The following is a 25,371-nucleotide window of genomic DNA, read 5'->3' as shown; positions in this document are numbered from 1 at the left end:
GTTTACTCCTGTCGCTCACTTGCCACAATGGTTTCAATCGACCACGGGTGAAACTTTATCGTCACACTGCCATCGCTGACCGCCAGCGTAGGATTGGGTAATCGCTCACGCTCTCCTTTCGGTGAGCTGGTTTTCACGAAAATGCCCTGCTGACTCAAGCCTTGATCGGAAAGCAGCGCCAACGCTCGCGCATTCAGCGTTTGTGCATCACCCGGCAGGACAATCTCAATATGCTCCCAACCTTCATGTGGATAACGCTTTTCTCCCGGCCACGGCAGCTCTACGATGGAAAATGTCCAGTGCAGTACGCAAACCGGCTCATGAAGTTTGAACAGGCAAATGGGTCTGCCATTGATGATATTCTCTGACAATAGTTCACCGCACTGCTCAAACCCACGACGCCAGCGCTCTGCGGTAGTATTTTGATGGCAACGCAAAGAAATGTGATCGGCTTCAAGTGGTGTGACATCCAGACCAAGACGGGTGGAAAGTTCTGTTAACGCCTGCGTGAAATGCGGTAAATCTGCGGAAATATCATGCAGTTCTGCAACTGTTTGCCAGTTCGCCATAATAAAAGCTCATATCCATGTTCAAAGCCGCTAATTTACTCTGTTGCGCTGCGCCATCCAACCGCTGTTTTTTTCAAACGCAATATGCATAATTATACGTAATTGCGTTGCTTTCATTTCCGACAGCGCACTGTACTCGCAATGCTGACGGCAACGGGCATTTGCAGTATACTCCCGCCCTAAATTCTTAAACTGGCGCGGTGAATTTTATCCCGCTTCATAAATGTAAGGTATTCCGGTGAATATTCAGGCTCTTCTCTCAGAAAAAGTCAGTCAGGCCATGATTGCTGCAGGCGCGCCTGCAGATTGCGAACCGCAGGTTCGTCAGTCAGCAAAAATACAGTTCGGTGACTATCAGGCCAACGGCATGATGGCTGTCGCTAAAAAACTGGGTATGGCGCCGCGACAACTGGCTGAGCAGGTGCTGACTCATCTGGATCTCAACGGGATTGCCAGCAAGGTTGAAATTGCTGGCCCGGGCTTTATCAATATTTTTCTCGATCCGGCATTTCTGGCGCAGCATGTTCAGCAGGCGCTGGCCTCCGATCGTCTGGGCGTAACCCAACCGGCTAAACAAACCGTTGTGGTCGACTACTCCGCGCCTAACGTAGCGAAAGAGATGCACGTGGGTCACCTGCGTTCCACCATCATCGGTGACGCTGCGGTGCGTACGCTGGAGTTCCTCGGCCACAATGTTATTCGTGCTAACCACGTTGGCGACTGGGGTACTCAGTTCGGTATGCTGATCGCATGGCTGGAAAAACAGCAGCAAGAAAACGCCGGAGAGATGGCGCTGGCTGACCTGGAAGGTTTCTACCGTGACGCGAAAAAACATTACGACGAAGATGAAGCCTTCGCAGAACGCGCCCGTAGCTATGTTGTTAAACTGCAAGGCGGCGACGAATATTTCCGTGAGATGTGGCGCAAACTGGTCGACATTACCATGTCGCAGAACCAGTTAACTTACGATCGCCTGAACGTCACGCTGACCCGTGACGACGTCATGGGGGAAAGCCTGTACAACCCGATGCTGCCAGGTATCGTGGCCGATCTGAAGGCGAAAGGTCTGGCTGTTGAGAGCGAAGGCGCTACCGTCGTATTCCTTGATGAGTATAAGAACAAGGAAGGCGAACCGATGGGCGTTATCATTCAGAAGAAAGATGGCGGCTATCTCTACACCACCACCGACATCGCCTGCGCCAAATATCGTTACGAAACGCTGCATGCCGACCGCGTTCTCTATTACATCGATTCCCGTCAGCATCAGCACTTGATGCAGGCCTGGACCATCGTCCGTAAAGCCGGCTATGTGCCGAATTCCGTGCCGCTGGAACACCACATGTTCGGTATGATGCTGGGCAAAGACGGTAAACCGTTCAAAACCCGTGCGGGCGGTACGGTTAAACTGGCCGATCTGCTGGATGAAGCGCTGGAACGCGCGCGTCGTCTGGTGGCTGAGAAGAACCCGGATATGCCTGCCGATGAGCTGGAAAAGCTGGCGAATGCGGTCGGTATCGGCGCAGTGAAATATGCGGATTTGTCCAAAAACCGTACCACTGACTACATCTTCGACTGGGACAATATGCTGGCGTTCGAAGGCAACACCGCGCCGTACATGCAGTATGCCTACACCCGCGTACTGTCCGTGTTCCGTAAAGCGGAAATCGACGAGAGCACGCTGGCAAATGCGCAGGTCATTATCAATGAAGATCGCGAGGCCCAGTTGGCTGCGCGTCTGCTGCAGTTTGAAGAAACGCTCACCGTCGTGGCCCGTGAAGGTACGCCGCACGTGATGTGTGCCTACCTGTACGACGTAGCGGGTCTGTTCTCCGGCTTCTACGAGCATTGCCCTATCCTCAGCGCGGAGAACGAAGAGATTCGTAACAGCCGTCTGAAGCTGGCGCAACTGACGGCGAAAACCCTGAAGCTGGGTCTGGATACGCTGGGTATCGAAACCGTAGAACGTATGTAAGTACGCAATGATTGAGGCCTGAGTCTGTAACGCAGACTCAGGCCTTTTTTATTTCCGTAACAGGCTATCTGTAACAACTCACAAGGAATGACACATTTCCGTAGAGATATGGAACATTTTTTGCCTGTCATCCCGTTTGAGCCTCCGTATCATTAGGCGGCGAATTAATCGGGTACGGGTCAATGACATTCAGAGATTTTGAGGCGGAAGAAAAACTCTTCCAGCGGCGTGTGATAGTGGCCTTTGGCCTTGTGGTTATCTGTTTTGGCATCCTGATTTACAATCTCTACAATTTACAAATCTGTCAGCACCAGTATTACACCACCCGCTCGAATGCAAACGACATCAAAATGCTGCCCGTCGCCCCAACGCGAGGCATGATTTACGATCGTAACGGCATCCCGCTGGTGCGCAACGTAACCTGGTACGACATTTCCGTTACGCCTTATAAAATCAGCGATATGGATACCCTAATCAGGCAGCTAACGCCGATCGTTGACCTCACCCCGGATGACATTGACCAGTTCCGCCATGAGCTAAAATCCAGCAGCCGTTATCGCCCGGTAGTGCTAAAAAATGCGCTGACCGATGTAGAAATCGCTCGCTTCTCGGTTAACCAGTTTCGTTTCAGTGGCGTCAATATCAATAGCTATGAAGACCGCCAGTACCCCTATGGGGCCGCACTGGCGCATGTACTTGGCTATGTTTCAAAAATCAACGACAACGATCTGAAAGCACTGGATAAAAAAGGTCTGGCAGAAAACTACGCCGCCGATCACAACATCGGCAAGCAGGGTATTGAGCACTATTACGAAAACGAACTGCATGGAAAAACCGGTTATCAGGAGGTGGAAGTCGATAACCACGGACGCATCGTCCGCTTGATCAAGGATGTGCCGCCTGTTGCCGGGAAAGATATCCATCTGACACTGGACTTACATTTACAGCAATACATTGAGAGTCTGTTGGCGGGCCAGCGTGCGGCAGTACTGGTGGAAGATCCGCACGACGGTTCCGTGCTGGCGATGGTCTCCAATCCCAGCTATGACCCCAATCCGTTTGTCAAAGGCATCAGCTATCAGGACTATAACAAGCTGTTGCAGGATAAAGACCTGCCTTTAATCAACCGCGTCACGCAGGGGTTATACCCTCCTGCCTCCACGGTCAAACCATACATGGCGATGTCAGCGTTACTGAACGGCGTCATCACCCCGCAGACCAGTTTCTTCGGCGCGCCTACCTGGACGCTACCCGGCACCGAGCGACATTATCGTGACTGGAAAAAAACCGGTCACGGTATGCTGGACGTCACCAAAGCGATTGAAGAATCCGCCGATACCTTCTTTTATCAGGTGGCGTATATGATGGGGATCGACCGGATTAACAGCATGCTCAGCCAGTTTGGTTACGGTAAACCGACCGGTATCGATCTTGATGAAGAGTATAACGGCCTGCTCCCGAGCCGCGAATGGAAGCAGAAAGTACATAAAAAAGCATGGTATCAAGGGGATACCATTTCTGTTGGTATCGGCCAGGGCTACTGGATTGCCACGCCGATCCAGATGGTGAAGGCTATGGTAGCGCTGATTAACAACGGCAAAGTCATCGCTCCTCACCTGCTACTCGATGAAGAAAGCGGCAAAACCCTCACGCCATACCAGGCTCCTGAACCGCCGTCGCAAATCGCCTCTGCGTCGTCACCCTACTGGGGGCTGGTGCGTCAGGCGATGTTCGGCATGGCAAATGAACCAAACGGTACCGGGTATAAGTTCTTTCACACCGCACCTTACGGCATTGCGGCGAAAAGTGGCACATCGCAGGTCTTCAGCCTGAAAGAAAATCAGACCTACAATGCGAAAATGATTCCTGTCCGTTTGCGCGACCATGTGTTTTATACCGCTTTTGCGCCCTATAAGAACCCGAAAGTCGCCGTGGCGTTAATCCTCGAAAACGGCGGCAGCGACGGTGTTACCGCCGCGCCGGTCATGCGGCAAATCATGGATCATCTGTTTGCGCCGCAGGATAATGCCGCGCAAACAGAGGTGAATCAACAATCAGGTCCGTTAGCGGCAGTCCCCTCTGCCAACGAGATCAAAAATACTTACGCAAGTATTCGGTAAGGCACAATATCGCCATGGCCTGTCCATATGGCATGGAGGTCCGCGGGATATTGCGGTAAAAATCGAGATTGTGCCCCATTCCGGTACCAAACGAGGTGTGCATCAATTCACCTTCTGGTGAGATATGTTGCACAATGCCTCTGATGGCTTTTTCGGCCACCGCGGCATACTCTTGTCCGACATAGCGTTTACGTACCGCTTTGAGGATCCCATACGCAAATCCGGCGGTGGCTGACGCTTCCAGATACGACTGCGGATCGTCCAGCAGCGTGTGCCACAATCCACTTTCATCCTGGCACTTTGCCAGCGCCGCGATTTGCGCGTGCAGGACCTGCACCAGATAGCGGCGAACGGCACTGTTTTCTGGTAAATCGATCAGTTCGAGGAAGTCCGGGATCACGATAGTTAACCAGCTGTTACCACGCGCCCAGCGGGCGTTGGCAAAATTATGCCGCCCTTCATAGCTCCAGCCGTGGAACCACAGACCCGTTTCTTTATCCATCAGGTTCTGCACATGCAGCAGGAACTGATAGGTTGCCTCTTCAATATATTCTGGACGGTTGAGCAACTTGCCGATTTTCGCCAGTGGCAAAACCGTCATCATCAAGGTGTCATCCCACATTTGCTGATGATTCTCTTCCGCCAGCGTAATGTGCTGCATACCACCGAATTCAGTACGCGGCATATCATGCATGGCCCACTCAGCCCAGCTGTCGAGCCACGGCAGATACGCGGGGTTACGCGTCTCTTCATAGCGATACGCCAGCGTTAAAAACGGCGCCATAGTGTTGACGTTTTTGGTGGTCGCACCTTCAGCAAAGCGATCGGCAAACCAGCTATCGATGATATCGCGCATCGTTTCATCGCCGGTTTGCTGATAATACTGATACATCCCGTACAGGCCGACGCCGTGCGTCCACTCCCATCCCGCCCAGCCTTTGGTATCAATAACGCGGCCGTCGTCCAGACGCAGCAGGAATTCGCCTGTCTCATCATGAATATTGACCAGGTTATGCGTCACCTTTTTGATCAACGTTTTTAATTCATCCCTGGCAATAAAATGGTCAGGTTGTCGCAATAACGGGCTGTGTTTAACCGGGTAAACAATCATTTACTTCACCTCTGTCAATGTCGAATTCAATGCGGCACCCTTTTCCAGTTTCGGTGCTGCTGGCTTATTACGATTCAGGTAACCAATATTGTTGTTGCCCCAAAGTGATTCATATGGCATGCCCGACAGCATCTCTACGGTCGCGCGGCCTTTGGCGGAGAGCCCTTCCGGCACGGGGCGTCCCGATGCCCGCATTTTTGCGGTCTCTTCACGCAGGGTACTGTGGGTCTGCAGGTTCAGTTTGAAGCGCAAGGAAACCAGGAAACCCAGCGCCAGAACAATTAGCGTACCGCAGCTCAGAATTAACAAAATGGTATGGCTGACCGCCGCGGGTTGTACGCTGTGACCGGAGACAAAACCGGACATCTGCATGACAATCCCAACCAGCATCACCGCTCCCGCTTGTGACGCCTTACGCGTTAACGTCATAATGCCGGCGAAGATCCCTTCCCGGCGCTGGCCGGTAATCACTTCGTCAACGTCAGCAATATAGGTGTAGGTATTCCAGGGGACATAATTGATACCGCCGCGTCCCAGACCCGCAATGGCAGAGACCAGCAGCAACAGAGAATAAACATCGCTTAACCCGGCATAGTAAAGCAGCGCATAAGAGAGAGAGCTCGCGCCAAACAGGACAACCACCATCCGGTATGATGGCGCGGGTCCAAAGCGGATACACAATGGGATCATGGCGATAACGGCAATGAACTGGAAGATAGCCATCGTTCCCAGCAGGTTTGACGCCATCGAGGCTTCCTGCATCAGCACAAACACCACATAGTAAGTAAAGACGGCGTTAAAAACGTCCTGCGCTATATAGCCACCGAGATACATTCCTAAATGCTGGCGGAAGATTCGTATGCGCAGTGTTGAACTCAGCTCAACAAACAGACGGGTCATGCTTTGGCTAAAGGTCAGCTTTTTCTTCTCTTCTTCGGCTCGCAGCGCGGCTTCAGTCCACTCAGCACGTGGGCGCTCCCAGGTAAAGAACCAGACGAAAATCAGCATCAGCGCGCACAGCACAGAGAACACCAGGCTGGCGTAGAAAAAAGATACCGGGTTATCTTTGCCAAACAGCGTCAGCAGAACGCCGGGTAAGAACGAGGCCAGAATAGCTGACATTTGCGCCATCGAAATACGCGCGCCGGAAAACTTGGTTTTCTGTTTGAAGTCATCGGTCATTTCGGGCACCAGCGTTTCATAAGGCACCAGAATCATGGTGTAGACCACGTCAAAAATCAGATAGGTCAGCAGGTAGTACCAGAAACCCATGTCACCCACCCACATCAGCGAGTAGCTAAAAACGCAGGGGATCCCCAACAGAATAAAAAACTTACGGCGCCCGAAGCGTTTACCGAGCCAGGTGGAACCAAAGTTATCGGTTAAAAAACCCATTAACGGGCTAACCACGGCATCCAGCACCCTGGCGGTGGCAAAAATGAAGGTCGCCTCGATAGGCGTCAGGCCACAAAACGTAGTGTAAAAATAGAGCAGCCAGGCGGCGGTTAATGCCGTGGTGCCTGCGCCCAAAAAATCCCCCGAACCGTAGGCAAAATAGTTAACCAGTCCGATTTTACGTGTCTTCATTGCCGTTACCCCTGCACATTATTGGGAGGCCCCGCAATCCTCGCGTTGATATTGGGCGTCCTTACAGGGTCACAGTAAAAGCTAACAGGAAGTGAAACCTTTCTGTTTCTGCCAGGGATGTTCGCGAAATGGCAACAGCACAAAGAGTCCGGCAACGTATGTCACCAATTTTATAAAACAGCGTTTCTTTTTAATCAAAGCGGTGGGCTAAAATTGCGAAGCAGCCAGCAGTTTCTGCTGCTGGCCTAATGAAGGAAGGCGTTAACGATAGTTTACTATTACCTGATTGCTCTGTACTTGTAAGGCGGGGATCAGACGACCGCCGCCGGGAACTTCCCAGACAAAATGCATCGGTTCGATGGCGGGAACATTATTAAACCCGTTGGTGGTGCCACTTTGTCCGTCCAGCTCGACACAGCGGGACTGAGAACATAAACGCACACGTAACCCCGCAGGGGTTGGGCCATTAAGCGCATAGCGCCACGCCACCAGGGTCATCAAACCCGAGACGGGCTGACTGGGAACCAGAGGTGCGGACGAGGCTGACTGGCCACGGTGGTTTAAGGTGATGCCCATTCCGCTCGCCTGCCATGCCCCTTCTCCGGCCGCCTGCGCCACCAAAGGAAAAAGCAACAGCCACAGTAAGTTACGCATTATTTACCTCCAATGGTCGCCGTCATACGAATATGGCGGTTATCGGAAAGCTCCATGTTCGATAACACCACCAGTTGCGGTATGCTGCGGCGTAAAAAGCGTGCCAGTAACGGACGCAACGCGTGATTAACCAGCAATACCGGCGGCGCACCCAACATTTCCTGGCGGGAGAGCGCTTCCTGGGTTTGAGCCAGCAGCCGGTCTGCCAGACCAGGCTCCAGACCGCCGCCGCCCTGTAATGCTTGCAGCAGCAGACGTTCAAGCGGGGTATCCAGACCAATAACCTGAACCTCTTCATTACCCGGGAACCATTGCTGGGTGATGGCGCGCCCCAGCGCAACGCGGACTACCGCAGTAAGCTCATGCGGATCGTTTTGCAGCGGCGCATGTTCAGCAAGCGTTTCAAGAATGGTGCGCATATCGCGAATCGGTACTTTTTCGTCCAGTAAGTTCTGCAGCACTTTGTGCAGTGTGGTCAGCGTCACAACCCCAGGGACCAGATCTTCGGTTAGCTTTGGCATCTCCTGTGAGACGCGGTCCAGTAGCTGTTGCGCTTCCTGACGCCCGAACAGCTCAGCGGCAAACTGACCAATCAGGTGATTCAGATGCGTAGCGACAACGGTACTGGCTTCAACCACCGTAAAGCCCTGAATCTGCGCCTGTTCCTTCAATGCGCTCTCAATCCAGATAGCGTCCAGACCGAAAGCCGGATCGACCGTTTTCTCTCCCGGCAACGAACCAGCCGCCGTCCCCGGGTTAATAGCCAGCCAACGTCCGGGATAGGCGTCCCCGCTGCCGATTTCCACCCCTTTCATCAGAATGCGATAGCGGGCGGGTTGCAGATCCATATTGTCGCGAATGTGGACCACCGGCGGCAGGAAGCCCATATCCTGGGCAAATTTCTTACGAATACTGCGAATTCGCCCCAGTAGCTCGCCATCCTGCTGAAAATCCACCATTGGGATCAGGCGATAACCCACCTCCATTCCCAGTGAATCCTCCAGTTGCACATCGTTCCAGGTGGCTTCCACCACAGAGTTATTTTCCGGCATTTTTACCGGCTGAGGTTCAGCAGGCGCTTTGAGTTCGCGACCACGCATCCACCAGGCCAGGCCGAGTAATGCGGCGGTAAACATCAAAAATACCAGGTTTGGCATACCAGGTACCAGGCCCAGCAAACCCAGCACCGCTGCACTAAGCAGCATAACGCTTGGATTACTGAACAGTTGGGTCACCATCTGTTCGCCTACATCCTGATCGGTACTCACGCGGGTCACGATAACACCCGCCGCCGTTGAGATAACCAGCGCGGGGATCTGCGCGACCAGGCCGTCACCGATAGTCAGCAGGGTATAACTTTCCGCGGCGCTGCCCATGCTCATACCATGCTGTAGCACCCCGACCAACAGGCCGCCAACCACGTTGATCACCATGATCAAAATACCGGCGATGGCATCTCCGCGTACGAATTTACTCGCACCATCCATCGAACCGTAGAAGTCCGCTTCCTGCGTCACTTCCGAACGGCGTTTTTTGGCTTCATCTTCGCCAATCAGTCCGGCATTTAAGTCGGCATCAATCGCCATCTGCTTGCCGGGCATACCATCCAGCACGAAGCGTGCGCCAACTTCAGCGATACGACCGGCGCCTTTGGTAATAACCATAAAGTTAATGATGACGAGAATAACGAAAACCACGATCCCGATGGCAAAGTTACCGCCCACCAGGAAGTGACCAAAGGCTTCAACCACCTTCCCCGCCGCGGCCGCACCGGTATGTCCTTCCATCAAAATGATACGCGTCGACGCGACGTTCAGGGCCAGGCGCAATAATGTGGTGAACAGCAAAATCGTCGGGAATGCAGCAAACTCAAGCGTGCGCTGTGTAAACATCGCCACCAACAGCACCATGATCGACAGCGCAATATTAAACGTGAACAGCAGATCGAGGATGAAAGCCGGCAGCGGCAGCACCATCATCGACAGGATCAGCAGAATGAGGATCGGCCCGGCAAGGATTTGCCATTGCGTGGATTTGAGGTTGCCGGGCAGGCGCAGCATCGCGACCAGATTAGCCATCAGTATTCTTCTCGTTCAGGAAATCCAGTGCGTCAGGCACCGGAAGGTTTTCAGGTTGTGGTGGCGGATTGCCGCCTGCCAGATGCCAGCGTTTTAACTGCCATACCCATGCCAGCACTTCGGCAACGGCGGCATATAATTGCCCCGGTATTTGCTGACCAATCTCTGCATGACGATATAACGCACGCGCCAGTGGTGGTGCTTCTAGCGTGGGGACACGATGCTCGGTGCCAATCTCACGAATGCGTAACGCCACCAGCCCCGCGCCTTTGGCAACAACTTTCGGCGCGCTCATTTTGTTCTCGTCATACTGCAACGCCACCGAGTAGTGCGTGGGGTTGGTTACAATGACGTCCGCTTTCGGTACATCCGCCATCATGCGACGCTGTGCCGCCGCGCGCTGCATTTGGCGTATTTTGCCCTTAACGTGCGGGTCACCTTCGCTTTGCTTAAATTCATCACGGATATCCTGACGCGACATGCGCAACTTTTTCAGATGGCTATAAATCTGGAAAAAAACGTCGAACCCGACCATGGGAATGACGCCCAGCACCACCAACAGCGCGCACATACCGACTAAATCCAGGGCATTGCCCATCGCCGTAATCGGTGATTCCGCCATCAGCCGCATCATCGCCGGCCAGTTATGCCAGAGATAAAATCCGGCCACGCTTCCCACTAACGTGGACTTCAGTATCGCTTTGAGTAGTTCGGCACCGGTTTGCGCGGAAAACATGCGTTTAATGCCTGGCAGCGGATTCAACTTAGAGAACTTGGGTTGCAGAGATTTACCACTGAATATCAAGCCACCAAGCATCACGGGTGAGATCAATGCCACCAGAACGACGCCAGTAATCAACGGCAACAGCGCAATCATCGCGTCTTTAATCAGCAGGATGATTTGGCTGAGGATCAGATTGGGGTCATTGACCATACTGTGGTCAAACCGTAGTCCAGCCGACAGCATGCCAGCCAGTCTGCGGGCCAGCGACTCTCCACCAATCCAGATAATGCACACTCCCACCAGCAAAATAAGCAGTGAAGTCAGCTCTTTGGATCGGGGGATCTGCCCTTCCTCCCGGGCTTTTTCAAGTCGGTGGGGTGTGGGGGCTTCTGTTTTGTCGTCGTCGCTTTCTTCTGCCACAGTACGTGCTCGCTGCCCATTACGTCTGACTTATCATGCCAGCATGGTCCGTAAGCAATGGCGAGAAAAAACCGCGCAATCATGCTCTTTTCGGGGTTTACCCGGCGGATAGATCCTGCGCAATACCGTCTCATCGTCGGCTAAAATCGCTATCACAGCATAATATTTATTAATTTCTGAATTAAGAAACATTAAAAAAAGACGAACATAACTCTGTTAACAGAACAAAATCGAATAAAAAAATAGCAATTTCGCCTAAGTTTTAGAAGAAAAAAATATAAGAAACGCTTAACATAATCACATTATATATCATTCCCTTCAGACTCAATAATAAAATAAAAAATCATAAGCTTTAATTATAACCCACTTAACCCCGCCCTACTCCACAACGATTAAACCTCATGTATACTGGCGGCCGAATAATATTACCGTTGAGCTACGCCCATATTTTTATGGAATAAAATATTAACACTTACAGGGATTATCAAATCATGAAGATGAAGAAAAGCGCTGTATTTTTTGCTCTGCTGTCAGCATATTCATTTAATGTATTAGCCGCAGAAATGAATGCAGGGACGATTCATTTTACCGGAGAAATTATTGAACCAAGTTGTGTCATCGATGGAGATGATGGTACGGACAGTACTATACCGCTGGGTACGTGGCCGACATCATTATTTACCACTGTAGGTACAGAAACAGATCTGGTCGATGTCGATATAAAACTGACTGTCCGGTGACGACTGAAGGTCTGACTTCCGTGCAGTTAACCTTTAATGGCCCTACCGCATTAACCAAGTCCAATACGCTTCTTGACGTCAGTCAGATCACGACCGCAGGAGAGACGGCAGCTACCGGAGTGGGTATTGCACTTAGCCCAATCAACTCACCAACAACATTGTTGGCCTTCGATGGTTCAGAGGGGCAAGTTTATATTCCGCTATCAACAGAGTCCACCGATACCATTCAGGCTCACCTTCAGGCTCGCTATAAATCGTTCGCAAAAGAAGTCACCGCTGGCCCGGCTGATGCGGACATGACAATTAATATTTTATATCGCTAACACTTTCTATTTTTACGCCTGGAATACTTCCAGGCGCTTAATACCATCGATAATATTTAACCTATTACGGGTCCATTTTATGCGCATCCTTATTATGGTGGCATTATTCCCTCCTCTCTTTTACTCGTGTTTTTGTCCGGCGAGTGGAATTCAGGTTGGCCGCACACGGATTATTTTTGACGCTAACAAAAAAGAGGTCGCGCTGGCGCTGACTAATACTGACACGCAACTGCCATGGTTAATTCAGTCGTGGACCGATACGGGGGATGAGAAGACGCGCGGACCTTTTATCGTTACCCCGCCGCTTTTTCGCCTCAACGCGCAAAAAGAGCAGAGCCTGCGTATCACCTGGAACGGCACGCCACTGCCAGAGAATAAAGAATCGCTGTTTTATATGAACGTGCGCACTATTCCGGCTACCGCCAAAGAAAATGAAAGTAAAAATATTCTTCGGCTAATCTATAAAACCCGTCTCAAACTGCTCTGGCGCCCTAAAAATATAACGGGTTCACCGGCACAAAGCTGCGAGAAGTTACAGTTTGTGCGTTCAGGTAACCAGTTACAGGTAACGAATAATAACGCCTTCTATACGGTTTTCGATAGCTTACACTTGGGCGCAGTTTCACTTCCGAAAGCGGATATGGTGGCACCTTTCAGCACCGCCACTTTCCCGCTGCCCGTGCAAGCTAACGGTGATCAGGTTACCTGGCACTGCATTACCGACTACGGAAATGCCTCGCAACAATACTCGGCCCCGTTGAGCAAGGGGGGTTAATGTTGCGACGTTCTACGTTTGCTCCTTCGAGACTGTCGCTGCTAATCCGCGGTCTTCTCAGCATTGCATTTGTCGTTTCAGGCCATGCTTTCGCACGGGAATATTCCTTTTCCTCTTCATCACTGGAGGGCAACGAACTCTCGCAACAGGATATCGATTTGTCGCTTTTCTCCCGCGAAAATGCGCAACTGCCCGGTACCTGGCCTTCGCGGCTACAGCTCAATAAGACGTTGCTGGGTGAAGAACCGGTTACCTATACAAGTGCCACGGATGGTACGCTTCAGGCACAGTTCACGCCAGAAATGCTGCGCCACTGGGGCGTTAAAATTGAGAACTATCCAGCACTTGCGGATGCGCCAGCGAATGTACCTCTCTCACACCCTCTGGGGTATTACATCCCGCAAGCCTCATCATCGCTCGACTTTTCCACGATGACGCTCAATATCAGCATGCCGCAGGCCGCCATTGCGAATCCGGCCAGGGATGGTATTGACCCGTCACTGTGGGATGACGGCGTACCGGTTCTGTTTACCGATTACAGTTATTCAGGTTCACAGACCCGTGACGGTAACCATAATACCTCTGACAGCCAGTACCTCAATCTGCGTAGTGGTCTTAACCTGGGCGGGTGGCGGGTACGCAACTATTCCACCTGGAGCAAAGCTGAAAGCATCAATGCCTGGAATGCCATTAATACCTATCTGCAGCATGATATTGATGTGCTACGCAGCCAGTTTACCGCGGGTGAAAACAGCACCCGTGGCGATGTCTTCGACAGTATTCAGTACACAGGTGTAAATCTGGCCTCCGATGACGAAATGTTACCGTTCAGCCAGCGCGGCTACGCGCCCGTTGTACGCGGGCTCGCCAGTTCAAATGCGGAAGTCTCCATCCGGCAAAATGGCTATTTGATCTACCAGCAAAACGTTGCCCCGGGGGCTTTTGAGATTTCCGATCTCTACTCGACAACCAACAGCGGCGATCTGGATATCACGGTAAAAGAAGCCGACGGAACGGAGCATCATTTTACCCAACCCTACTCCAGCACCGCCGTGATGTTACGTCCCGGCAGGATAAAATACGAAGTCACCGCGGCCCGTTACCGGGCTGCCAGCAGCAGCGACGAGAAAGAACCCGAATTCGCCCAGGCCAGTTTTATCTACGGTTTGAACAATGCCGCAACGCTGTTCGGCGGAGTAACCTCTTCTGGTGATTATCAGGCTGCGAACGCCGGGATCGGTATAGCGCTGGGCGAGTTGGGCGCCCTTTCGGCTGACGTCACGGCAGCCAGAGCCACGCTGGATAATGACCAAACAAGTTCCGGGCAGTCGTATCGCCTGCTTTACTCGGGCAAGATCGAGCGTACCGCCACCAACTTCACGCTCGCCAGCTATCGCTATTCTACGCAGGGCTATTACAGCTTCAGTGATGCCAATAAGAAATACAGCGGTAATGAAGATGACCTGATGTTCAGCTATAACAAACGCAACCGAATTCAGGCCAGCATCAGCCAAACATTGCTGGGCAGCAGCATCTACCTGAACGGTTATCAGCAGGACTACTGGGGAACCTCAGAAACTGAACGCAGCCTGTCTGCCGGAGTAAATACGACAATAAATGGGATTAGCTATCATCTGACTTATACCTACAGTAAAACCAGCGATCGACAAGACGATCAGATGATCGCCTTTGGACTCAGCGTGCCTCTCAGCCGCTGGTTGCCCAACGCATGGTCGACCTATAACGTCAGCAGCAGCAAACATGGCTATACCCGCCATAATATCGGGTTGAACGGCACGCTACTTGACGATCAGCGTCTGAGCTATTCCCTGCAGCAAAGCCACAGCAATCACGACGGCGAAGATACCAGCAGTCTGTACAGCAGCTACCGCTCGCAATACGCCAGTTTGAACGCCGGCTATTACACTTCATCGGACCGCTCGCAACAGTTGAATCTGGGTGCCAGCGGCGCGATTGTCGCCCATCCTCACGGCATCACCTTTTCTCAACCATTGGGCGATCAGTTTGCCATAGTCTCTGCTCAAGGGGCAAAAGGCATCCGCTTTCAGAATCAGCGCGGTGTCCGCACCGACTGGCAGGGTAATGCTGTCATCCCCTCCCTGACGCCGTATCAGAAAAACAGCATCCGAATTGATACCACCAGCCTGCCGGATGATGTTGATACCGATGCAACTGCCACCACCGTCATTCCAAGCCGTAGCGCAGCGGTGGCGGCAAACTTTGTCGCGCACATCGGTTATCGGGCGCTTCTCCATCTCACCAATGCCAGGGGACAAGTGATTCCTTTCGGTGCAATGGTCTCCGTCGATAATGCCTCAATTCTCGGCATCGTTGATGATACCGGCACCGTCTACCTCGCAGGGGTTCCGGCGACTTTCCCAATAACCATTCAATGGGGTAAGGCTCGTGAACAACAATGCCATGCCAGCGTGGTACTCCCTGAGCCCGAACACGCTGCGAATCTCGCAGGGATTCTCTCTACTCAGGCCATTTGCAAACAGGAATAACATATGCGCCACATTTTTGCGGTCGTATTGACCTCGGTTCTCTTTATATTGCCAGCCTCAGTCCAGGCTGCGATAACGCTATTAACAAATTGCTTTGGAGCATCTGCTGACTATTCAGTGTCATATGAGCATGAACTCAGCAGCACAGAAAACAACACAAATTATTCATACTTAACGGGGAGCTACATGCCAGGTACCGGGCCTGAGATCGAAGCCAATTGCACATGTCCCGCCAATACCACATCAGCATCGATGATTTATGAATACAACTTCGCCGGTAGTCCGCTGACGGCAGGCGTCAGTGGATACGGAGTCTTAACAGAGAACCTGGATATCAAGGTTTCGGGATTTAACGACGCTATCGACAATCCCGATGGCATGGGGTTAAGTGAGATCAAAATCACCGAGTACCCGACCCCAATCGGCAATATGGGCAGTCAAAAGGCAGACCAAAAACTGTCGGAAGGGACGGCAGATGTCTGTAACAACGAAACGCGACCGACCGGTGGCGCAACGGTCAAACGAAAGTTCAAGCTCAGCGTGATTCGCTTTTATCTGTACATTAAAAAACCGATATTGGGTGAAGAGATCATCGACCCCACGCTGGTTGTGCAAAGCTATGCCTGTCTGTATACAGGAAATGGTTCATGCCGCAACACCGATGCTCAACTGGTGTCCAATATCTGGCTGAGCGGTAAGCTTACCGCCCCTCTCAGTTGTACGATTAATGCTGGAAGCACCATTGAGGTTGATATGGGGAGTATTATCAGCAGTCAGTTTGTTAACCAGGGTCAACCGCCAAAAGGCTATACGCTGAAAGATGTCGATATCGCCTACCATTGTGACGGCCCCGCCATCAGCAACAGCGACAAGATTAAGCTGACGTTGACCGCCGATCAGGGCGTGGTAGAGGGTAGTCAGTCCTACATCGCCAAACTGATTGGCAGAAACGATCTCGGTATCAGAATGTTTGATGCAAATAATCAGAACGTAGTACTGGATGGTTCTGTGGACTTTCCGGTTACGCTGGATGAACAGGGAAATGGCATAATTAACATGACGGCCGCGCCGGTCTCTACCACCGCCAGCCGCCCGGAACCAGGAAGCTTTGAAGGCAACATGACCGTTAAAATGGATTTACGCTGAGAACTTTCCCCTCAGACCTACTCTGCGGCCTGAGGGGACTCGCGCAACAATCAGAACCCGAGACTATCCAGCAGGTCGTCAACCTGATCCTGACTTGCCACCACGCCGGCTTTTGAGGTGTCAACCTGCGGGCCGTTCAGCAAACTTTCGTTTTCACGTTTTGGACGAGCGCCCTGCTCCGGAATGTTTTCCAGCAGAACCATCAACAGCTGACGTTCAATCTCCTGGATAACATCCATCATACGCTTGATGACCTGACCGGTGAGGTCCTGGAAATCCTGCGCCATCATGATATCCAGCAACTGGGCATTGGTGAAGCTGGTATGTCCGGGCACGTCACCAAGAAACTGACGGGTGTCGGTGACCAGCTCCCGGGCGTCAGACAGCTCGATCGGATTTTCGAACCATTCATCCCAGCGTTTTGTCAGCTCTTTGGCCCCTTTTTCCATCGCGTCCTGGTGCGGTTGCGAAGCTTCCACGCTGTTCAGCGCGCGCTCTGCCGCCTGTGCAGTCATTTGCACAACGTAATCGAGACGATCGCGGGCATCGGGAATCGCTTCCGCCGCTTCGGCAATAGCCTGATCCAGCCCCAGTTCGCGCAGGCTGTCGCGCAGCATTCGGGTCAAACTGCCGATGCGCGCGATGATGTCCCCTGCTGAGTGTTCGTCAGCAGGTTTAATTTGTGGTTGCATCATCATTATCACACCCTCACATGCCCAGTTTCTCAAAGATCTTATTGAGTTTTTCTTCCAGCGTCGCCGCCGTAAACGGTTTAACGACATAACCACTGGCGCCTGCCTGTGCTGCCGCAATAATGTTTTCTTTCTTCGCTTCTGCCGTGACCATCAGCACTGGCAGGGAAGACATTCCGCCATCTGCACGAATGGTTTTCAGCAGTTCCAGGCCGTCCATATTCGGCATGTTCCAGTCGGAAATGACAAAACCGAATCCCCCAGTCTGCAGCTTATTCAGCGCATCCACGCCGTCTTCCGCCTCTTCAACATTGTTGAACCCCAGCTCTTTGAGCAGGTTACGCACGATGCGACGCATGGTGGAAAAGTCATCCACAACCAAAAACTTAAGCTCTTTATCCGCCATAAAAAATAGACTCCTGATTCAAATACGTATTGCCTGTCCGGCACTGATTTTCGCCAGCATTTGCTGGCTTACCTGGCTAAGATCGACCACTTCGCTTACGCCACCCATATTGATGGCCTCGCGCGGCATGCCGAACACCACACAACTTGCTTCATTTTGCGCAATGGTCCAGGCGCCAGCCTGGTTCATCGCTAACATTCCGGCGGCGCCGTCGTTGCCCATGCCGGTCAGGATCACTCCCACCGCATTACGCCCCGCATGTTTTGCCACCGAATGGAACAGCACATCCACTGAAGGCCGGTGCCGGTTAACCGGCGGGCCGTCATGAATTTTGATTTGGTAGTTCGCGCCGCTACGCGCCAGCTCCATATGTTTGTCACCGGGCGCAATATACGCATGCCCCGGGAGAACGCGTTCCCCGTCTTCGGCTTCTTTCACCGTGATCTGACACAGTTTGTTCAGACGTTCGGCGAACGAGCGGGTAAATCCTGGCGGCATATGCTGGGTGATAAGAATACCTGGACTTGAAAGCGGCAATGGCTGGAGTACATGGCGAATTGCCTCTGTTCCTCCGGTTGAGGCGCCAATCACCAGCAATTTTTCCGAACTGAGTAATGGCCCTGCTTTCAAGGTCGTTGGTGCCGCCATGGGTTTATGAGCCGCCAGTTTTGCCCGCGACGCAGTGCGGATCTTCTCCGCGATCATTTCGCTGTAGGCCAGCATCCCTTCACGGATCCCCAACTGCGGTTTAGTGACAAAATCAATCGCCCCCAACTCCAGCGCCCGCAACGTGACCTCTGAACCTTTACCGGTCAGAGAAGAGACCATGACGACCGGCATCGGACGCAGACGCATCAACTTCTCAAGAAAGTCGAGACCGTCCATGCGCGGCATCTCCACATCCAGTGTCAGTACGTCGGGATTGTATTTTTTGATTAAATCCCGGGCGACCAACGGATCTGGCGCCGTCGCCACCATTTCCATATCACTGTGGCTGTTAATAATTTCGGTCATGATTTGACGCATCAATGCAGAATCATCAACCGACAACACCCTGATTTTACTCATGCTTTATCCTTACCTGGCGCATGCGCATACACGGTCTGTCCACGCAGGCTAAACTCGCGCACGAGGTTGCTAAAGTTTTCTGAATGACCTGCGAACAGCAGCCCATCTGGTTTAAGAAGTGGAACAAAACGGTGCAATATGTCCTGTTGCGTCGTTTTATCGAAGTAGATCATTACGTTACGGCAAAATATGGCATCGAAGGGCCCAGGCACGTTGTACTGCTTATCCAGTAAATTCACGCTGGAAAATTCAACATGCCCCGCCAGTTCCTGCCGGACGCGTACCAGCCCTTCATGCGGTCCGGTGCCGCGCATGAAATAACGCTGCAACTGCTGGGGTGACAGCGTCTTTAGCTCATCAAGGCGGTAAATACCGCTTCTCGCCTTTTCCAGCACTTCGGTATCAATGTCGCTGGCAAAAACACGCCAGCGGCCCGGCGCCATACCTAAGGTATCGGCGAGCGTAATGGCGATGCTGTACGGCTCTTCTCCGGTTGACGCCGCCGCGCTCCAGACGCGGTATTCACCGCTACGCCGACGAGCATGATCCGACAGCACCGGAAAATGATGCCCTTCGCGAAAAAACGCGGTCAGGTTGGTGGTCAGAGAATTAATAAAAGCCTGCCACTCAGCACTGTTCTGGTTAGCTTCCAGCATGCTGAGATAGCGACCAAAGTCATCCAGACCCAGGGTTCGCAGGCGGCGGACCAGGCGGTTATAAACCATGTCCCGCTTATGGTCGGCCAGTACGATCCCCGCACGCTGGTAGATTAATTGACATATCCGACGAAAATGCGCGTCAGACAGCGCGAGGCGCTGTGTCATCTGTAACAATAATGACGTTTGCCCGGAGGGCAGAGATGATGTCATAGCGCCTTCTCAATCACATTCAGGATACAACGGGCACAACCTGCGGTTGCGCCAACTCTTGTTTTGCTACGTTTTGCTCTTCAAGCTTAAAAAATGCGACACAGGCAGAAAGATGATCGGCCTGCGTGGCGAGTTGTCCGGTGGCGGATGCGGCGTCTTCCACCAGCCCGGCGTTTTGCTGCGTCACGGAGTCCATCTGGCTGACGGCCTGCGCCACCTGTTCAATACCTCTGCGCTGTTCATCAGACGCCGAGGCAATCTCCCCCATGATGTCGTTCACCCGGGTCACAGAGCTGACAATTTCTGTCATCGTGCGCGCCGCCATATCGACCAACTGCGATCCCTGATGAACCCGGGTGACAGATTCCTCAATCAGTCCCTTAATTTCCTTTGCTGCCTGTGCGCTCCGGCTGGCCAGATTGCGCACTTCTCCAGCAACAACGGCAAAACCGCGCCCCTGTTCCCCCGCTCGGGCAGCCTCTACAGCGGCATTCAGCGCCAGGATATTGGTCTGAAAGGCAATGCTGTCAATCACCCCGATAATGTCGCCAATTTTCTGCGAGCTGGCGGAAATCTCATGCATAGTACTGGCGACCCGCGACGTCTGTTCGCCACCTTTATGGGCTGTGTCTGCCGCACTTTTAGCAATTCCTGAAGCCTGGCGCGCGTTATCCGCATTCTGCCCAACGGTGGCAGTGAGTTGTTCCATACTGGCGGCCGTTTGCGCCAGTGCAGCCGCCTGCTGTTCAGTTCGTGAAGACAAATCGTTATTGCCCATCGCGATCTCTGAAATGCCGCTGTGCATGGCTGAGCTACCCTGGCGAACTTCACTCACCGTTTCACGCAGCGCCTGCTGCATCTTCATCAGGCTGGCAAAAATGGCCGAGATCTCATTGCGACCATAAACTGCTACCGGCCGTGCCAGGTTACCCGCGGCAATGCTGTCGAAATGGCTACCGATAATCGCCAGCGGCTGGACAATCATCTTGCGCGACCAGTACAACGCCGCACTGGTTAACAGCACCGCCAGTACCACCATGACGGCGAAAATCACCCCCGACATATGATAATTTCGCTGGCTGAGATCCCCTGCTGTTTGCAACACGCGGTCGATGTTGCTCTGCCACGCGTTAACATTCGCATCAAAAGCAGCCTGCGAAGCCTGCACCGGCGCGGTCAGAAAATCTGACAATTGGTTGTTCTCAAGCCAGGTTGCCTGATGAACCAGATCGCTGTGCCATTGGCTAAAGCTTTTCTCCGTCGCGCCAATCAGCGCCTTCTCTTGTTCTGTGGTATCCGACGTCGCCATAAAGCGTTTAAACATTGACTCGGACTGCGCCAGGCTATCGCGCGCAAGCGTCATCAAGGCTTTGATATCCTCTGGCGGATAGCTCAGTGCAGTCAGCGTTCCTGCCTTATTAAGGGCCGTACTGGCCTGTAATAACACAGCGCGGGTTTGGGCCAGCGCAGCGCGTTGCTGGTTACTCCGTTCGACCTGATTCAGGTTTTGAAAACCGTCCCGAAATGCCCAGAAGGACAAGCCATTACTGCCAATCTGCAAAACACCGCAGAGGATTAAAATCAAAAACAGCGTGGTCGAAATTCGAATACGATTAAACATCAACGCTCCCATCAGGCGGCGCAGGCCGCGGTTTAACTACCAGTCAAAATGTTTCCCAATTCGTATCTTGTTCACTATTCTGGCGCGGAGATGATGCAGTCGCAGTCGCCGCCGCAGGTAACCGCGTATCACGGGGTTTAGCCGACGTCGGGCGTGACGCGAGACGGAAAATCGACACCGACTGGGTTAAGCGACTGGCCTGTTCTTCGAGCGCTGCCGCTGCGGCGGCCGATTCCTGAACCAGCGAGGCGTTCTGTTGCGTCACACGATCCATTTCAGATACTGCGAGCGCAACCTGATCTATCCCGCGGCTCTGTTCGTCTGAAGCAGAGGCGATTTCCCCCATAATGTCGGTCACCCGCGTCACCGCATTGACGATGTCATTCATGGTTTCCCCGGCGCTCTCTACCAGGACAGAACCGGTATCCACTCGGGAAACAGAGTCTTCAATCAATGCTTTGATCTCTTTCGCCGCCTGCGCACTACGGCTCGCCAGATTACGCACTTCGCCTGCGACCACGGCAAAACCACGCCCTTGCTCACCGGCACGCGCCGCTTCAACCGCCGCATTCAGTGCGAGAATATTGGTCTGGAAAGCAATGCCATCAATGACGCTGATGATGTCGGCAATTTTCTTCGAGCTATCGGCAATTTCATGCATGGTGTTCACCACGCGATCAACCACTTTGCCGCCATGTTGTGCGGTATCAGAGGCGCTTTTCGCCAATTGAGAAGCCTGACGCGCGTTATCCGCGTTTTGCTTCACGGTTGCGGTCAGTTGTTCCATGCTGGCGGCGGTCTCTTCCAGCGCAGATGCCTGTTGTTCAGTACGGGATGAAAGATCGGTGTTACCACTGGCAATTTCGCTGGTACCGGAATAAATCGCATCAGAACCTTCACGTACCAGGGTGACGGTTTCCGTCAGCGAACGCTGCATATGGTCAACCGTACTGGCCAGCTCACCAATTTCGTTACGTCCGTGGACCGTCAGCGTCGCGGTTAAATTACCGCTGGCGATCTCACGGATATGAGCAATAACGCGCGCCAGAGGGTTGAGCAAGGTATGACGGATGCCGTACCACACCACCACCAGAATCAGCACCAGCACCACGGCCAGAATGCCGAGCTGCCATTGGGCAAAGTGGTAATCACGCGCGCTTTGATCGAACGCCTGAACGTAAAGCTTCTCGCTCACGCTGGCATACTTGCCCAACGCCTTGCCGAGCGCGTTTTGCATTCCCTGAGTAGGTTGCGCGAAATAGGCGTCCATATTGCCGTTTTCCAGAAACTGGACCAGTTCTGATAAGGCCGCATGGTACTGCTGATACTTCTCATCAACGTTGCCGCTGGCTTCTGCCATCTCCGGCAACGGCGTGATGTTTTTAAATTTTGCGTAATGCGTTTCTGCCTGCGCCAGCGATGCTTTCGCATTCTTTAGCAGATCATTTTTCGCGCTGCTTTGCTGATTGGACGCATCCATCATCATACGCGCGGAAGAACGGCTTAAATTAATTCGTGTTTGCAGCATCAGATCCCATGTCGAGGTGAGTTCGCTTTGCTGCTGTCGAAGATCGTTAGAAATAACAAAACTTTGCTGATTCTGCTGCAATGAAGAAAACAACAGACCACCGGAAACAAGCTGTAGCAGTGCGAAAACCCCCAGCACCATCATCAGCATTGTGACAACGCGGATACGGTTAAACATAAGGCACCTTCCTGAAAACGAGTTATCAACGTTATCGGCACTCGCTGAGATAACTTTACGTTTGCGAAAGGGAAATACGGGAGGGAAATACAGTCAGGCAGAACCACTGAGCAGCAGTTGAACAGCCACCACAAGTCATTCACATAAAAACATCATAATTATCATGTAAATAACATTCATATTTGCCTGTTTTTAAGGTCAGATGAGAACAATCAGGCACTTTTTCGTGATTCAGATCACATATCCTCTTCCTAAATACCACAACAAAATGAATAAAAAATTAAAAAAAGTTGTATCCGATTACGCTTTAATCCAATTTATATGATGAATATTTCGTTACCACTTAATAAGTATAAAAAATGAGTAACCGAACAATAAATGTTAAATCCTTACTGAGGGCTTTTTAGTGGCAAATGCAAACAAACTCACGTTGTTTATTGTGATCTTCATGCTGGCGGGGATCCTGTCGGGTGCAGGGATCCACTCTTATGCCTCGCCCGGCGTTGTTACCGCCTGGGCCGATAATATTACGCTTCTCACCGACATCTTTTTGCGCCTGATTAAGATGGTGATTGCGCCTTTAGTCTTCAGCACCCTGACCGTGGGTATTATGCGCCTGGGCGAAACCTCAACCATCGGGCGCGTGGGTGGCAAAGCGATGATCTGGTTTATCAGCTCTTCTATTCTGTCTATTCTGGTCGGTCTGTTTGTGGTCTCCCTCGAACAACCCGGCAGCGGCCTGAACCTGGCGATCCCGCTGGAAGCCACCGATACCGGCCTGGCCGTAGGCGGTATGAGCCTGAAAGGTTTTCTGACGCATACCATTCCCACCAGCATCGCTGAGGCGATGGCCAACAATGAGATTCTGCAAATCGTCGTGTTCTCGATGTTCTTCGGCATCGGTGGTGCTTCGCTCGGCGAAAAATTTAACGCCCCGCTGGTTGCCGCGCTGGATGTCGTCTCCCACATTATGCTGAAGGTGACCGGTTACGTGATGTATGTTGCGCCGCTGGCTATTTTTGCCGCAATATCTTCCGTTATCTCCACCCAGGGCCTGGGGATCCTGCTCAACTACGCGTCGTTCATTGGCGGTTATTATGTGGCCATTTTGCTGACCTGTCTGGTCCTGCTGGCCGTGGGTTATGTGATGCTGAAAAAAGAGGTGTTCCGTCTGGTCAGCATGCTGAAAGACCCGGTTCTGGTCGCCTTCACCACCAGCAGTTCCGAAGCCGCTTATCCGAAAACGCTGGAGCAATTAACCAAATTTGGTTGCTCGCCTAATATTGTGTCATTTGTACTGCCTATCGGTTATTCGTTTAACCTGGTGGGTTCTATGGTCTACTGCTCATTTGCTTCTATGTTTATCGCACAGGCCTACAATATCCATCTCTCCTTTGCAGAAATCACCGTCCTGATGTTGACCCTGATGCTGGCGTCCAAAGGGATTGCCGGTGTACCGCGTTCTGCGCTGGTGGTGCTGGCGGCAACCATCCCAAGCTTTAATATTCCGGTTGCAGGAATTTTGTTACTGATGGGTATCGACCATTTCCTCGATATGGGGCGCTCAGCGATCAACGTATTAGGTAACGGGATTGCAACGGCGATGATGGCACAGGATGAAGGTTTACTGGAAGAAGAACCGGAACTGGTTGAACGGGAAGCGTAAGAAGGAAAGGTGTCGGATGCGCTACGCTTATCCGGCCTACAACAGCAATTATTGTAGGCCGGATAATATGTTTACTTATTTACGCCATATGAGCGGCGGCAATATCTAACAACGCCATCTCTTCGCTGTTCAGCAGTTTCTCAATGTTGACCAGAATCAGCATCCTCTCTCCCAGCGCGCCCAGACCCGTCAGATATTCCGTTGACAGCGTAACCGCGAATTCCGGTGCCGGTCGGATTTGATCGGTTGTCAGCGACAGCACGTCAGATACGCCGTCAACCACAATCCCAACCACCCGTTGCCCCAGATTCAATACAATCACCACAGTGTTTTCGTTGTAATCGACATCGCTCTGGCTAAACTTCACGCGCAGATCAACAATCGGCACAATCACACCGCGCAGGTTTGTAACGCCTTTGATAAACGCTGGCGTGTTAGCAATGCGGGTTACCTGATCGTAACCACGAATTTCCTGCACTTTCAGGATATCGATACCGTACTCTTCATCCCCCAGCGTAAACACGAGGAATTCCTGACCTGACGGTTCGCCGGCCAGTTTAGTTACATTACTCATACCGGTCATATTATTCCCTTTCT

General features: G+C 52.3%; 21 protein-coding genes. 8 read left to right on the top strand and 13 right to left on the bottom strand.

All coding sequences use genetic code 11. From position 1 onward, the window contains the following. Positions 1–2: 2 nt before the first annotated feature. Positions 3–569 carry a VOC family protein gene (locus FDX09_RS20810; protein WP_137347806.1) on the bottom strand — a complete coding sequence of 189 codons (567 nt, stop codon included), beginning with the start codon at positions 567–569 and terminating at the stop codon, positions 3–5. 238 nt (positions 570–807) lie between these two features. Here FDX09_RS20810 and argS point away from each other — a divergent pair, with 238 nt between their 5' ends. Together argS and mrdA are read left to right on the top strand one after the other, a co-directional pair. After that, entirely contained in the window at positions 808–2,541 is a 1,734-nt protein-coding gene (gene argS / locus FDX09_RS20805; RefSeq protein ID WP_137347805.1) for an arginine--tRNA ligase, read from the top strand. A gap of 182 nt (positions 2,542–2,723) precedes the next feature. Next, on the top strand, positions 2,724–4,661 hold the full coding sequence (gene mrdA, locus FDX09_RS20800) for a penicillin-binding protein 2 (RefSeq protein ID WP_137347804.1): 1,938 nt from the start codon (positions 2,724–2,726) through the stop codon (positions 4,659–4,661). Here mrdA and FDX09_RS20795 read toward each other — a convergent pair. The 5 genes from FDX09_RS20795 to flhB all read right to left on the bottom strand — a co-directional run bounded on the left by FDX09_RS20795 (position 4,633) and on the right by flhB (position 11,235). Beyond that, on the bottom strand, positions 4,633–5,772 hold the full coding sequence (locus tag FDX09_RS20795; RefSeq protein ID WP_137347803.1) for a glycoside hydrolase family 105 protein: 1,140 nt from the start codon (positions 5,770–5,772) through the stop codon (positions 4,633–4,635). The genes mrdA and FDX09_RS20795 overlap by 29 nt on opposite strands. Next, positions 5,773–7,359 carry an MFS transporter gene (locus FDX09_RS20790; protein WP_038641453.1) on the bottom strand — a complete coding sequence of 529 codons (1,587 nt, stop codon included), beginning with the start codon at positions 7,357–7,359 and terminating at the stop codon, positions 5,773–5,775. Positions 7,360–7,620: 261 nt separating this feature from the next. Then, positions 7,621–8,013, bottom strand: coding sequence for a flagellar protein FlhE (gene flhe / locus FDX09_RS20785; RefSeq protein WP_085048033.1), 393 nt, complete (start codon positions 8,011–8,013; stop codon positions 7,621–7,623). Then, the gene (flhA, locus tag FDX09_RS20780) at positions 8,013–10,091 is read right to left on the bottom strand and encodes a flagellar biosynthesis protein FlhA (protein WP_006684120.1); all 2,079 of its coding nucleotides are present in this window, start codon (positions 10,089–10,091) and stop codon (positions 8,013–8,015) included. Before flhA ends, flhe begins: the two co-directional genes overlap by 1 nt. Next, on the bottom strand, positions 10,084–11,235 hold the full coding sequence (gene flhB / locus FDX09_RS20775) for a flagellar biosynthesis protein FlhB (RefSeq protein ID WP_137347802.1): 1,152 nt from the start codon (positions 11,233–11,235) through the stop codon (positions 10,084–10,086). The genes flhA and flhB overlap by 8 nt, the downstream gene beginning before the upstream one ends. 491 nt (positions 11,236–11,726) lie before the next feature. Here flhB and FDX09_RS23995 point away from each other — a divergent pair, with 491 nt between their 5' ends. The 5 genes from FDX09_RS23995 (at position 11,727) to FDX09_RS20755 (ending at position 16,747) form a co-directional block, all read left to right on the top strand. After that, positions 11,727–11,975 carry a fimbrial protein gene (locus FDX09_RS23995; protein ID WP_249360037.1) on the top strand — a complete coding sequence of 83 codons (249 nt, stop codon included), beginning with the start codon at positions 11,727–11,729 and terminating at the stop codon, positions 11,973–11,975. Between the two features lie 20 nt (positions 11,976–11,995). Continuing rightward, positions 11,996–12,298 carry a fimbrial protein gene (locus FDX09_RS23990; protein WP_249360035.1) on the top strand — a complete coding sequence of 101 codons (303 nt, stop codon included), beginning with the start codon at positions 11,996–11,998 and terminating at the stop codon, positions 12,296–12,298. A gap of 79 nt (positions 12,299–12,377) precedes the next feature. Beyond that, entirely contained in the window at positions 12,378–13,073 is a 696-nt protein-coding gene (locus FDX09_RS20765; protein ID WP_038641463.1) for a molecular chaperone, read from the top strand. Beyond that, positions 13,073–15,601, top strand: a complete 2,529-nt coding sequence (locus FDX09_RS20760; RefSeq protein ID WP_137347801.1) for a fimbria/pilus outer membrane usher protein — start codon at positions 13,073–13,075, stop codon at positions 15,599–15,601. The genes FDX09_RS20765 and FDX09_RS20760 overlap by 1 nt, the downstream gene beginning before the upstream one ends. Positions 15,602–15,787: 186 nt before the next feature. Continuing rightward, a complete protein-coding gene (locus tag FDX09_RS20755; protein ID WP_223229514.1) occupies positions 15,788–16,747 on the top strand; it encodes a fimbrial protein in 960 nt (319 codons plus the stop codon). A gap of 50 nt (positions 16,748–16,797) precedes the next feature. Here the strand turns inward: FDX09_RS20755 and cheZ are convergent, their stop codons facing one another. From cheZ to tar, 6 genes are read right to left on the bottom strand one after another with little or no spacing between them, the layout of a single operon-like run. Continuing rightward, positions 16,798–17,442 carry a protein phosphatase CheZ gene (gene cheZ / locus FDX09_RS20750; protein ID WP_038643245.1) on the bottom strand — a complete coding sequence of 215 codons (645 nt, stop codon included), beginning with the start codon at positions 17,440–17,442 and terminating at the stop codon, positions 16,798–16,800. Positions 17,443–17,455: 13 nt separating this feature from the next. Beyond that, on the bottom strand, positions 17,456–17,845 hold the full coding sequence (cheY, locus tag FDX09_RS20745) for a chemotaxis response regulator CheY (protein WP_038641468.1): 390 nt from the start codon (positions 17,843–17,845) through the stop codon (positions 17,456–17,458). An 18-nt stretch (positions 17,846–17,863) separates the two neighbouring features. After that, entirely contained in the window at positions 17,864–18,913 is a 1,050-nt protein-coding gene (locus FDX09_RS20740) for a chemotaxis response regulator protein-glutamate methylesterase (protein WP_038641470.1), read from the bottom strand. Continuing rightward, positions 18,910–19,782 carry a protein-glutamate O-methyltransferase CheR gene (gene cheR / locus FDX09_RS20735; RefSeq protein ID WP_038641472.1) on the bottom strand — a complete coding sequence of 291 codons (873 nt, stop codon included), beginning with the start codon at positions 19,780–19,782 and terminating at the stop codon, positions 18,910–18,912. The genes FDX09_RS20740 and cheR overlap by 4 nt, the downstream gene beginning before the upstream one ends. A 19-nt stretch (positions 19,783–19,801) precedes the next feature. Next, on the bottom strand, positions 19,802–21,403 hold the full coding sequence (gene tap, locus FDX09_RS20730; RefSeq protein WP_137347800.1) for a methyl-accepting chemotaxis protein IV: 1,602 nt from the start codon (positions 21,401–21,403) through the stop codon (positions 19,802–19,804). Between the two features lie 43 nt (positions 21,404–21,446). Continuing rightward, positions 21,447–23,108, bottom strand: coding sequence for a methyl-accepting chemotaxis protein II (gene tar, locus FDX09_RS20725; RefSeq protein ID WP_137347799.1), 1,662 nt, complete (start codon positions 23,106–23,108; stop codon positions 21,447–21,449). Between the two features lie 406 nt (positions 23,109–23,514). Between tar and FDX09_RS20720 the strand changes: the two genes are divergently transcribed. Further along, entirely contained in the window at positions 23,515–24,774 is a 1,260-nt protein-coding gene (locus FDX09_RS20720; protein ID WP_137347798.1) for a dicarboxylate/amino acid:cation symporter, read from the top strand. Positions 24,775–24,853: 79 nt separating this feature from the next. On the opposite strand, the gene cheW is transcribed toward FDX09_RS20720, so the two are convergent. Further along, positions 24,854–25,357, bottom strand: coding sequence for a chemotaxis protein CheW (gene cheW, locus FDX09_RS20715; protein ID WP_038641481.1), 504 nt, complete (start codon positions 25,355–25,357; stop codon positions 24,854–24,856). Positions 25,358–25,371 lie beyond the last annotated feature (14 nt).

The sequence above is a fragment of the Citrobacter sp. wls717 genome (genome assembly GCF_005280955.1).
GTDB classification, from domain to species: domain Bacteria; phylum Pseudomonadota; class Gammaproteobacteria; order Enterobacterales; family Enterobacteriaceae; genus Citrobacter; species Citrobacter werkmanii.
The sequence above is the reverse complement of the archived record's forward strand: the minus strand, read 5'-3'. Positions and strand labels throughout refer to the sequence as shown.

Coding starts and splice junctions, on each gene's coding strand:
- cheY (WP_038641468.1), bottom strand. CDS start 17,845: ATGGCGGATAAAGAGCTTAAGTTTTTGGTTGTGGATGACTTTTCCACC.
- FDX09_RS20740 (WP_038641470.1), bottom strand. CDS start 18,913: ATGAGTAAAATCAGGGTGTTGTCGGTTGATGATTCTGCATTGATGCGT.
- FDX09_RS23995 (WP_249360037.1), top strand. CDS start 11,727: ATGAAGATGAAGAAAAGCGCTGTATTTTTTGCTCTGCTGTCAGCATAT.
- FDX09_RS20790 (WP_038641453.1), bottom strand. CDS start 7,359: ATGAAGACACGTAAAATCGGACTGGTTAACTATTTTGCCTACGGTTCG.
- mrdA (WP_137347804.1), top strand. CDS start 2,724: ATGACATTCAGAGATTTTGAGGCGGAAGAAAAACTCTTCCAGCGGCGT.
- FDX09_RS20765 (WP_038641463.1), top strand. CDS start 12,378: ATGCGCATCCTTATTATGGTGGCATTATTCCCTCCTCTCTTTTACTCG.
- FDX09_RS20810 (WP_137347806.1), bottom strand. CDS start 569: ATGGCGAACTGGCAAACAGTTGCAGAACTGCATGATATTTCCGCAGAT.
- cheR (WP_038641472.1), bottom strand. CDS start 19,782: ATGACATCATCTCTGCCCTCCGGGCAAACGTCATTATTGTTACAGATG.
- cheZ (WP_038643245.1), bottom strand. CDS start 17,442: ATGATGCAACCACAAATTAAACCTGCTGACGAACACTCAGCAGGGGAC.
- cheW (WP_038641481.1), bottom strand. CDS start 25,357: ATGACCGGTATGAGTAATGTAACTAAACTGGCCGGCGAACCGTCAGGT.
- FDX09_RS20795 (WP_137347803.1), bottom strand. CDS start 5,772: ATGATTGTTTACCCGGTTAAACACAGCCCGTTATTGCGACAACCTGAC.
- FDX09_RS20755 (WP_223229514.1), top strand. CDS start 15,788: ATGCCAGGTACCGGGCCTGAGATCGAAGCCAATTGCACATGTCCCGCC.
- tar (WP_137347799.1), bottom strand. CDS start 23,108: ATGTTTAACCGTATCCGCGTTGTCACAATGCTGATGATGGTGCTGGGG.
- FDX09_RS20760 (WP_137347801.1), top strand. CDS start 13,073: ATGTTGCGACGTTCTACGTTTGCTCCTTCGAGACTGTCGCTGCTAATC.
- tap (WP_137347800.1), bottom strand. CDS start 21,403: ATGTTTAATCGTATTCGAATTTCGACCACGCTGTTTTTGATTTTAATC.
- flhe (WP_085048033.1), bottom strand. CDS start 8,013: ATGCGTAACTTACTGTGGCTGTTGCTTTTTCCTTTGGTGGCGCAGGCG.
- flhA (WP_006684120.1), bottom strand. CDS start 10,091: ATGGCTAATCTGGTCGCGATGCTGCGCCTGCCCGGCAACCTCAAATCC.